Source organism: Sphingobium sp. KKT206, from assembly GCF_055640555.1.
This window is the reverse complement of record NZ_CM145764.1, coordinates 2,028,243-2,038,074: the sequence shown is the minus strand read 5'-3', so window position 1 is coordinate 2,038,074 and position 9,832 is coordinate 2,028,243. Positions and strand designations below refer to the sequence as shown.

At 64.5% G+C, this 9,832-nt stretch carries 12 protein-coding genes; 5 read left to right on the top strand and 7 right to left on the bottom strand.

The window, feature by feature from the left end; all coding sequences use genetic code 11:
- Positions 1-29 precede the first annotated feature (29 nt).
- Complete coding sequence (locus ACZ2HM_RS09735; protein ID WP_470425127.1) at positions 30-971, top strand: GGDEF domain-containing protein; 942 nt, start codon at positions 30-32, stop codon at positions 969-971.
- Here ACZ2HM_RS09735 and truA read toward each other — a convergent pair.
- Both truA and fmt read right to left on the bottom strand, forming a co-directional pair.
- On the bottom strand, positions 949-1,710 hold the full coding sequence (truA, locus tag ACZ2HM_RS09730; RefSeq protein ID WP_470426831.1) for a tRNA pseudouridine(38-40) synthase TruA: 762 nt from the start codon (positions 1,708-1,710) through the stop codon (positions 949-951). The two genes, ACZ2HM_RS09735 and truA, sit on opposite strands and share 23 nt — an antisense overlap.
- 13 nt (positions 1,711-1,723) lie before the next feature.
- A complete protein-coding gene (gene fmt, locus ACZ2HM_RS09725) occupies positions 1,724-2,632 on the bottom strand; it encodes a methionyl-tRNA formyltransferase (RefSeq protein ID WP_470425126.1) in 909 nt (302 codons plus the stop codon).
- A gap of 53 nt (positions 2,633-2,685) precedes the next feature.
- Between fmt and recR the strand changes: the two genes are divergently transcribed.
- From recR to def, 4 genes are all read left to right on the top strand, one after another.
- Entirely contained in the window at positions 2,686-3,282 is a 597-nt protein-coding gene (recR, locus tag ACZ2HM_RS09720; protein WP_333975549.1) for a recombination mediator RecR, read from the top strand.
- A gap of 154 nt (positions 3,283-3,436) precedes the next feature.
- Positions 3,437-3,769 (top strand): hypothetical protein, encoded by a 333-nt coding sequence (locus ACZ2HM_RS09715; RefSeq protein ID WP_470425125.1) that lies wholly within the window; start codon positions 3,437-3,439, stop codon positions 3,767-3,769.
- Between the two features lie 106 nt (positions 3,770-3,875).
- A complete protein-coding gene (locus ACZ2HM_RS09710; RefSeq protein WP_470425124.1) occupies positions 3,876-4,334 on the top strand; it encodes a VOC family protein in 459 nt (152 codons plus the stop codon).
- A gap of 57 nt (positions 4,335-4,391) precedes the next feature.
- Positions 4,392-4,922 (top strand): peptide deformylase, encoded by a 531-nt coding sequence (gene def, locus ACZ2HM_RS09705; RefSeq protein WP_037477011.1) that lies wholly within the window; start codon positions 4,392-4,394, stop codon positions 4,920-4,922.
- A gap of 50 nt (positions 4,923-4,972) precedes the next feature.
- Here the strand turns inward: def and phoB are convergent, their stop codons facing one another.
- The 5 genes from phoB to pstC are packed head-to-tail and all read right to left on the bottom strand — an operon-like array spanning position 4,973 to position 9,829.
- Positions 4,973-5,674: a phosphate regulon transcriptional regulator PhoB gene (gene phoB / locus ACZ2HM_RS09700; RefSeq protein WP_037477010.1), complete on the bottom strand. Its 702-nt coding sequence runs from the start codon at positions 5,672-5,674 to the stop codon at positions 4,973-4,975.
- A 2-nt stretch (positions 5,675-5,676) separates the two neighbouring features.
- On the bottom strand, positions 5,677-6,375 hold the full coding sequence (phoU, locus tag ACZ2HM_RS09695) for a phosphate signaling complex protein PhoU (RefSeq protein ID WP_037477008.1): 699 nt from the start codon (positions 6,373-6,375) through the stop codon (positions 5,677-5,679).
- 21 nt (positions 6,376-6,396) lie between these two features.
- Positions 6,397-7,185, bottom strand: a complete 789-nt coding sequence (gene pstB / locus ACZ2HM_RS09690) for a phosphate ABC transporter ATP-binding protein PstB (RefSeq protein ID WP_037477006.1) — start codon at positions 7,183-7,185, stop codon at positions 6,397-6,399.
- An 8-nt stretch (positions 7,186-7,193) separates the two neighbouring features.
- The gene (gene pstA, locus ACZ2HM_RS09685; protein ID WP_037477004.1) at positions 7,194-8,438 is read right to left on the bottom strand and encodes a phosphate ABC transporter permease PstA; all 1,245 of its coding nucleotides are present in this window, start codon (positions 8,436-8,438) and stop codon (positions 7,194-7,196) included.
- Entirely contained in the window at positions 8,435-9,829 is a 1,395-nt protein-coding gene (gene pstC, locus ACZ2HM_RS09680) for a phosphate ABC transporter permease subunit PstC (protein WP_037477002.1), read from the bottom strand. The genes pstA and pstC overlap by 4 nt, the downstream gene beginning before the upstream one ends.
- Positions 9,830-9,832 lie beyond the last annotated feature (3 nt).

Below are 9,832 nucleotides of genomic sequence, written 5' to 3'. Positions count from 1 at the left end.
TGTTTACCCTCCCGGTCGCATGAGGGGGCATGAGCAGGCAGTCGCATCGGCATTTCGCCCAATCGAACATCGAAGGAGGCGTCGCCTCCATTTCTCATGACCATCTCGTCGCCCAACTGGCGCTTGCGCAGCGCCGGTTCGAGGCGACCTTTTATCATGCGCCGGTGGGCATCGCCCATGCGGGCCTGGATGGCCGCTTCCTGCTGGTAAATCCCCGATTCTGCGAAATCAGCGGGCATGATGCCGATACGCTGTTGCAGGTCGGTTTTCAGCGGATTACCCATCCCGACGATCTCGATACCGACGAAGCCTTACTGGCGCGTCTCCATGCCGGTGAGATACCGCGTTATACGCTGGAAAAACGCTATATCCGCGCCGATGGCGGCATCGTCTGGGTCAACCTGACCGTGTCGATGGTGCGCGATGCAGCGGGGCAGCCCGAATTGTTTGTCGCCGTGATCGAGGATCTGTCCGACCTGCGCCGTGCCAGTTTCGAAGCCGTGCATGATCCGCTGACCGGCCTGCTCAACCGGCGCGGGCTGGCGAACCGCGCTGACGCCATTCTGGCCGACGCCGCGCATACAGGGCAGCCGGTCAGCCTCATCTTCCTCGACCTCGACGGGTTCAAACAATTGAACGACAGCCGCGGCCATGCGGCGGGTGACGCCTGCCTTGCCGATGTGGCAGCGTTGCTGATGGATCATACCGGGGCCATCGATGCGGTCGCGCGGGTGGGCGGTGACGAATTTCTGCTCCTGCTGCCCCTGCGCGACGCGCCGACCGCGACGGCGCTGGGCGATCAGTTGCGCCATGCGCTCACGGCGCGCTGCGGCGGGATCAGCGGATCGTTCGGGCTGGTCACTGCAAGCGGTGCGCTTGATCTCGAAGCGCTGATCGACTGCGCCGACACCGCCATGCTCGCGGCCAAGCGCGGCGGGCGCAATCAACTCAGGACGGGCTATCTTCCCTGACCGGATAATGTGCCGCTGAAAAATACAGCCCATCGGGCGGGGCATTGAGCCCCAACGCGGCGCGATCCTTCGCCTCCAATGCCGCGCGCAGATCGTCGGCCGACCACCGTCCATAGCCCACCAGCGCCAGGCACCCGACCATCGATCGCACCTGATGATGCAGGAAGGATCGCGCGTCTGCGTGAACGGCGATGCGTTCGCCATCGCGCGCGACGTGCAACCGGTCGAGCGTCTTGACGGGGCTGGCCGATTGGCAATGGGCCGACCGGAAGGTGGTGAAATCATGCAGCCCGACCAGCAACTGCGCCGCCGCCTGCATCGCATCGGCATCCAGCGGCTTGGCGACCTGCCAGGCCAGCCCCCGTTCGACCGTCAGCGGTGCCCGGCGATTGACGATGCGATAGACATAGGAACGGCCAAGGCAGGAAAAACGCGCATGCCAGTCGTCCGGCACGATCTCGCACGCCAGGATCGCCACCGGATGCGGCCGCAATCGCGCATTAATCCCCCCCATCAGCCGGAATGGGGTGATCGCCTTGGCTATGTCGGCATGCGCCCGCATCGCCAGCCCATGCACGCCCGCATCGGTCCGTCCGGCGGCATTGACGGCCACCCGTTCGCCGGTCACCGCATGGATGGCGTCCTCGATCGCCTGTTGCACGCTGGGCCCATGGTTCTGCCGTTGCCACCCCATAAAGGGCCGCCCGTCAAATTCGACCGTGAAGGCAAAGCGAGTCAGACCCGTCTCCGGCTCATCCATCCACCCGGCTCCCCGCCGGCATGTCGAACCCGCGCAGCAGATCGTCCGGCGTCATCGCCGCCTTGCCCGCGCGCTGGATCAGCGTCGGGCGGATCGCGCCATGGCCGCACCCGATCAGCAGCGCATCGTCCAGCATTGCGCCCGCTGCGCCATCCTCATGCTCGACATGTGCCGTCAATATGCGGAACCGCTCGCCGCCATATTCGAAAAAGGCACCCGGAACGGGATTGAAAGCGCGAATCTGGCGCTCGACCTGGATCGCCGGGCGTGCGAAATCGATTCGCGCTTCGGCCTTGTCGATTTTGGCGGCATAGGTCACGCCTTCCTCCGGCTGCGGCATCGCCGGATGCAGGCTGATGTCGTCCAGCACCTCGACCATCAGCGCAGCACCCGCCTGCGCCAGTTCCTCGGTCAGCGCGCCCGCCGTCTTGCCCTCCACCGACGTCACATATTTGGCGCGCATGGGGCCGGTGTCGAGACCCGCTTCCATGTCCATGATGGTAACGCCGGTGACATTGTCGCCCGCCAGCACCGCTCGCTGGATCGGTGCCGCCCCGCGCCAGCGCGGCAACAGCGACGCATGGATGTTCATGCAGCCATGGCGCGGCGCATCGAGAATCGCGCGCGGCAGGATCAAGCCATAGGCGGCCACCACCGCGACATCGGCGTCGAGCGCGGCAAAGGCTGCCTGTACCTCCGGCTCCTTCAGCGACACCGGCGTTCGCACCTCGATCCCCAGCGCTTCGGCACGTTGATGGACCGGAGAGGGCCGCAAAGCCTTGCCGCGCCCGGCGGGTCGGGGCGGCTGGCTGTAGACCGCCACGACCTGATGTCCTGCGGCAGCCAACGCCTCCAGCGCCGGAACCGCGAATTCGGGAGTACCCATATAAATGATACGCATAGCAAATGCTCAAAGCTCTTGTCGGGACGGGTTGCAACCCCTTATCTCACAGCATGGCCTCTCCCGAAATCGAAGCGTTGACCCAGGCGCTCTCCCGCCTGCCCGGCCTTGGGCCGCGTTCGGCGCGGCGCGCGGTGCTGCACCTCATCAAGAAGCGCGAGGCGGCGATGGCGCCGCTGTTGCGCGCGCTGGAGGCGGTGAACGAGCGGCTCGTCACCTGCCATGTCTGCGGCAATGTCGATACGGTCGATCCCTGCGGCATCTGCAAGGATGCGCGCCGCGATCCTCGCGCGCTCTGCGTGGTGGAGGATGTCGCGGATTTGTGGGCGCTCGACAAATCGCGGCTGTTTCCCGGCCGCTTCCATGTGCTGGGCGGGCGGCTGTCCGCGCTTGAAGGCATCCGGCCCGAAGATTTGACCATCGACGCGCTGGTCACGCGGCTGGAACAGGGTGGAGTGGACGAAGTGGTGCTGGCCATGAACGCGACGCTCGAAGGCCAGACCACCGCCCATTATCTCGCCGAACGGCTCGAACGCTTCCCCATCCGCCTGACCCAGCTGGCCCATGGCGTGCCCGTCGGCGGCGAACTCGACTATCTCGACGAAGGCACCCTCGCCCAGGCGCTGCGTGCGAGAAGGCCAGTAGGGTAGGGGGTGAACCTCTCAAATCGTCATGATCCTCTCAATCCGTCATCCCGGACTTGATCCGGGATCTATTAGCCTCAGCCTGTCGATGGCGAACGACCATCAAGCCCAGTCGGAAACACTGTCGCTGCAATAGCTGGCCTATCCCGCCAGTCCTGCTATGCGCGGTGCCATGCAAAACATGCAAAACCTTGCCGGTACTATCGACGTCGATGGCGAATCCTATGAATGGGAACTCCGCCGCGAACCCCAATGGAGCGACATTGACGGGTGGAAAGGCATGGCCATCGCCTTGCAGCAGAAAGACACGCAACGCGGTGCGCTCCTCGAATTTCCGCCGCCCAAGCGCTTGCTGAAAGGCCTGCAACGCGGCCGCCTGCAGATCAACGATGCCATCATCGCCCGCGGCATCCGCGCCGCGCTGGAAGCCGGCTGGGAACCCACCTCGCGCGGCAAACCCATGGTGTTCACCGTCGACGCCGAGGGCAATTAGGGGCAGGGTCGGCCTTCCTGGCCGGCCCTCCCTGCGAAAGCCACTAGCTGACCTGTTCTCCACCTTCCGCTAGACCCACCTCAAGAACCACAGGAGGGATGCCCCGATGATCGACCTGACCCGCACCCATCACAAGGGTATTGCCGTTGCCGATATCGACCGCGCCGTCGCGGACTATGGCGCGGCGCTCGGCCTGACGTTCGCGCCCGTGCGCGATTTCGATCCGCTGCCTTTCTGGACGCCCGAAGACGGCCTGCGCGACCTTCGCGTGCGCGCCACCTATTCGCTGGGTGGCCCCATTCATATCGAACTGGTGCAGGGGCAGGGGCCTTTCTACGATCCCGCCAGTGCCGAAACGGCCCGCCATATCGGTGTCTGGGTTGATGACCTTCCGGCCGATACCGCACGGCTGGTCGATCTCGGCTGGACGGTCCGTGCCGCCAATGCTGCGCCTGCCGATGGCTATGGCCTCATCGCCTATCTCGCCTCGCCTGATGGCGCGCTGCTGGTCGAACTGATCTCCACCGCGCTCAAGCCCGCGATCGACGCATGGCTGGGCGAATAAGCGGAGGCGACTCGGCGGGCGGCTTGAAATTCCGCGCCATTCCGCTATTTTGTCGCCATGGCCATTCTTCCTATCCTTGAGGCGCCCGATCCGCGCCTGCGTACCATTTCGACCCCGGTCGAGGCGATCGACGACGATCTGCAACGGCTGATCGACGATATGTTCGAAACGATGTACGACGCGCCGGGCATCGGGCTTGCCGCGATCCAGGTCGGTGTGCCCAAGCGGGTACTGGTCATGGACCTGCAGGAACCCGAATCCGACGAGGAAGGCGCGCCCCCGGTCAAACGGCCGATGGTCTTCATCAACCCGGAAATCCTGCGCGAATCGCAGGATATGTCGGTCTATAATGAAGGCTGCCTGTCGGTCCCGGAGCAATATGCCGAGGTCGAGCGTCCCGCGACGATCCGCGCCAGCTGGATGGACCGCGATGGCCGCATCCATGAGGAGCAGCTCGAAGGCCTGCTCGCCACCTGCCTCCAGCATGAGATGGACCATCTGGAGGGCGTGCTGTTTATCGACCATCTTTCGCGCATGAAGCGCGACATGCTGCTCAAGAAGCTGACCAAGGCGCGCCGCGCCGCCTGATCCGGTATAAGGGAAAGCCCCGGTCATGCCGACCGGGGCTTCCCATCCTGTCACGCTACCCCGTCGGTATCCAGCGCATAGCCCGCCGACCGTACCGTGCGGATGATGTCGGTATAGACGCCATCGGCATTGATCGCCTTGCGCAGACGGCGGATATGCACATCGACCGTGCGCAGTTCGATGTCGCTATCCTGCCCCCACACGCTGTCGAGCAGCCGCTCGCGCGAGAAGACCCAGCCCGGATGCTCCAGAAAATGCTTGAGCAGCCGGAATTCGGTCGGCCCCAGCGGGATCACTTGCCCGCCGCGCCGCACCTTATGCCCCACCGTATCCATCTCGACATCGGCAAAGGTCAGCGTCTCACCGGCCAGCGCCGGGCGCACCCGGCGTAGCACCGCGCCGACCCGCGCTACCAGCTCGCGGGGCGAGAAGGGCTTGGTCACATAATCGTCTGCGCCGGTTTCCAGGCCACGGACGCGATCCTCTTCTTCGCCGCGCGCGGTCAGCATGATGATCGGCACATTGGCGGTGCCGGTCATCCGCCGCAGCCGACGGCAGACCTCGATCCCCGACAGGCTTTCGACCATCCAGTCGAGCAGCACGATGTCAGGCACATTTTCCTGCGCCATCAACAGCGCTTCCTCGCCATCGACCGTATGGGCGACGTCGAAATCCTCGCGCTTAAAGTGCCAGATGAGCAATTCGGCCAAAGCCGCGTCATCCTCCACCAGCAGCATCTTGGCCCGTGCCATGGTCAGATCTCCGCCTGTACGTCGGTGCCGCCGCGTTCCCGCTCCGGCATGGTCTGGCCGGTCGCGGCATAATAGACCATCTCGGCGACATTGGTGGCATGGTCGCCGATCCGCTCGATATGCTTGGCGACGAACAGCAAATGCGCGCATTCGCTGATCGTCTTGGGATTTTCGACCATGAAGGTTACCAGCGTACGGAACACGCTATTGTAGAAATCATCCACCACCGCATCGCGCTCCACCACCGCCTGCGCGAGGTCAGGGTCACGCGCGGCATAGGCGTTCAGCACGTCATGCACCATTTCGGCCGCGACCTGCCCCATGGCGGGCAGCAGCGACATGGGTTCGAGCAACTGCCTGTTGGTGGCGATCAGCGGCACCCGCTTGGCGATATTCTTGGCATAGTCGCCGATCCGCTCGATCACGCTGACGATCTTGAGCGCGGCGATCACGTCGCGCAGGTCGTTGGCCATCGGTGCGCGCAGCGCGATGACCTCGATCACCAGCTTCTCGACCTCCGCTTCGATCGCGTCGATCCGCTTGTCGCCCTGGACGACCTCGGCCGCCAGCGCCAGATCCTGCCGTTGCAGCGCCAGCATCGCATTTTCGATCGCCGCTTCCGCGCGACCGCCCATTTCGGCGATCAACCCGCGCAGCCGGTCGATTTCGTCGTCAAATGCCTTGATCGTATGTTCAGCCATGTCTTGTCTCTCTCCGCCCGATCAGCCGTAACGACCGGTGATATAGTCCTTGGTCCGCTCCTGGCGCGGATTGGTGAAGATGTCCGACGTCACCCCATATTCGACCAGTTCGCCCAGATGGAAGAAGGCGGTCCGCTGCGACACGCGCGCGGCCTGCTGCATATTATGGGTGACGATGACGATCGCGTAGCGGCCGCGCAGCTCGTGGATCAGTTCCTCGATTTTGGCTGTCGCGATCGGATCAAGCGCCGAGCATGGCTCGTCCATCAGGATGACTTCGGGCTCGACCGCGATCGCGCGGCCGATGCACAGCCGCTGCTGCTGCCCGCCAGACAATGCCGTGCCGCTGTCGTGCAGCCGATCCTTCACCTCTTCCCACAGGCCAGCGCGACGGAGCGACTTTTCGACCACCACGTCCATGTCCGCCTTCGATGCGGCCAGGCCATGGATGCGCGGCCCATAGGCGATATTCTCGTAGATCGACTTGGGGAAGGGGTTGGGCTTCTGGAACACCATCCCCACCCGCGCGCGCAACTGCACCACGTCCATGGAGGAGGCATAGATGTCCTCGCCATCCAGCGTGATCTCGCCTTCGACCCGTGCCGACGCGACCGTGTCGTTCATGCGGTTCAAAGTGCGGAGGAACGTCGACTTGCCGCAGCCCGACGGGCCGATGAAGGCAGTGACATTGTCCATGTCGACGTCGATCGACACGCGCTTGATCGCCTGCTTCTCGCCATAGAAGACGTTGACGTCGCGGGCCGACATTTTCGGATTGGCGATCGCCAGGTTGATTTGGTCTTGGGTCATGGGTGCAGTTACCACCGTGTTTCAAACTTGTTGCGCAGATAGATGGCGAGGCCGTTCATCGCGAGGAGGAAGGCCAGCAGCACGATGATCGCGGCCGATGTCTTTTCGACAAAGCCCTTGGATACTTCGTCCGACCATAGGAAGATCTGGACCGGCAGGACGGTCGCCGGATCGCTGATCCCGCCGGGGGGGGTGGCGATGAAGGCGCGCATGCCGATCATCAGCAGCGGTGCCGTCTCGCCCAGCGCTCGCGCCATGCCGATGATCGTGCCGGTCAGGATACCGGGCAGGGCGAGCGGCAGCACATGCTGGAACACCACCTGTACGGGACTGGCCCCGATGCCGAGTGCCGCGTCGCGGATGCTGGGCGGCACCGACTTGATCGCGTTACGCCCGGCGATGACGATGACCGGCATCGTCATCAGCGCCAGCGTCATGCCGCCGACCAGCGCCGCCGATCGTGGCAAGTGCAGCAGGTTGAGGAAGATCGACAGGCCCAGCAGACCGAAGATGATCGACGGCACCGCAGCGAGGTTGTTGATCGACACTTCGATGATGTCTGTCCACCATGCCTTGGGCGCATATTCCTCCAGATAGAGCGCGGTCGCCACGCCCACCGGGAAACTGAGCAACAGCGTCACCAGCATCGTCAGCAACGTGCCCTTGAACGCGCCCCAGATGCCGACCTGCGCTGGATCGGTGCCGTCACTGGCCGACAGGAAATTCCAGTTGAAACCGGTCGTCAGCACGCCCGCCTTTTCCAGCCGCGCGACGGCGGCCTCGGCTTCGGGCGGCCCTTCGCTCTTGGCCGCCAGGTCGATGCCGGTCGAAGCGGGCAGGGCGATCGTCTCGGTCCGGCTAAGGATCGAGGGATCGGCCTTGATCGCGTCGCGGATGGTGATCCACGCCGTCGATGACAGGAGCGAGTCGGCGTCCGGCCCCAATGCTTGCTTGGCGACCGCGCTGGTCACCATCGGCAGGTTCGCCTGATTGAGCGATTCGTCCGTGATCGCGGCGGGATCGAGCAACAGCGGTGAGGCCGGGAAATCGACCGTCAGCGCAATCTCCGTCCGGGTAAAGCCGCGCAGGCCATTGCCCATCATGGTGAACAGCAGGAAGGCGAGGAAGGCGGCGGACAGCACCACAGCGCCCAGGCCGATCAGCCGAAAGCGGCGTTCCTTGGCATAGCGCCCCGCAATCCGCTTGCGCATCGCCTCCGACTTCCAGTCGGTGGGCAGACGTTCGACGGTCATTCGTAAGCCTCGCGATATTTCTTCACGACCCGCAGGGCCACGATGTTGAGCAACAGGGTGATGATGAACAGCACCAGCCCCAGCGCGAAGGCCGCCAGCGTCTTGGCGCTGTCGAACTCCTGGTCGCCGGTCAGCAACTGGACGATCTGCGTCGTCACCGTCGTCACGCTGGAGAAAGGATTGAGCGTCAGGTTGGCGGCAAGCCCTGCGGCCATCACCACGATCATCGTCTCGCCGATCGCGCGGCTGACGGCGAGCAACACGCCGCCGACGACACCGGGCAGGGCGGCGGGGATGAGGACGCGCTTGATCGTTTCGCTGGTCGTCGCGCCCATCGCCAGGCTGCCGTCGCGCATCGACTGCGGCACCGCGGCAATGCTGTCATCGGCCATGGAGGAGACGAAGGGAATGATCATCACGCCCATCACCAAGCCGGCCGCCAGCGCGCTTTCCGACGATGCACCGGAAATCCCGATCATCACCGCAAAGTCGCGTAGCGCAGGGGCTATGGTAAGGGCGGCGAAATAACCATAGACGACCGTCGGCACGCCCGCGAGCATCTCCAGCGTCGGCTTCATCCAGCGGCGGACCGTTGGGCTGGCATATTGGGTCAAATAGACCGCACTCATCAGGCCCAGCGGAATGGCGACGATCATCGCGATGATCGCACCGATGAAGATCGTGCCCCAAAAGAGCGGGATCGCGCCGAACGCATCCTCATTGCCATAGCCCATCGCGGCCGATTGCGGGCTCCACTTGGTCCCGAACAGGAAGTCGATAGGATTGACCATCGAGAAGAAGCGGAAACTTTCCCACAAGAGCGAAGCGACGATGCCGACGGTGGTCACGATCGCCAGCAGCGATGCCACCAGCAGCAGGGCCATCACCAGCCGCTCCACTCGCGTGCGTGCCCGGAAATCGGGACGGATGCGGGTGAAGGCATAGGCACCCCCGGCGAAAGCCAGCACCAGCGCCAATATCGCGCCTGCCAACCCGAACTTGTCGAGCGCTCGCGTATAAGGCTCGACCAGCGCTTGCGAGGCGGGGTTGAAGGCGCCGGCCTGCATCCCCGTCGCGATCGCCCGCGCTTCGCCCAAGATGGCGGAACGAGAGAAGCCGTCGAGCGGCAAAGCCTGCGCAGCCGGATCAGCCAGCACGGCCTGCGTCACCAGACTGGGCGCGACATTGGCCCAGACGACCAGGAACAGGGCAGCGGGCAGCAGCGTCCATAGCGCCACATACCAGCCATGATAGCCCGGCAGGCTGTGGACGGCGTCACGCCGCCCGGTGGTCCGTGCCACCGCCTGCAGACGCATGGCGCGGGCGCGGGCACTGACCCAGGCGATCGCGCCCAGGCCTGCCAGCAGCAGGAGGATTGCGGGTCCGGTCATGGG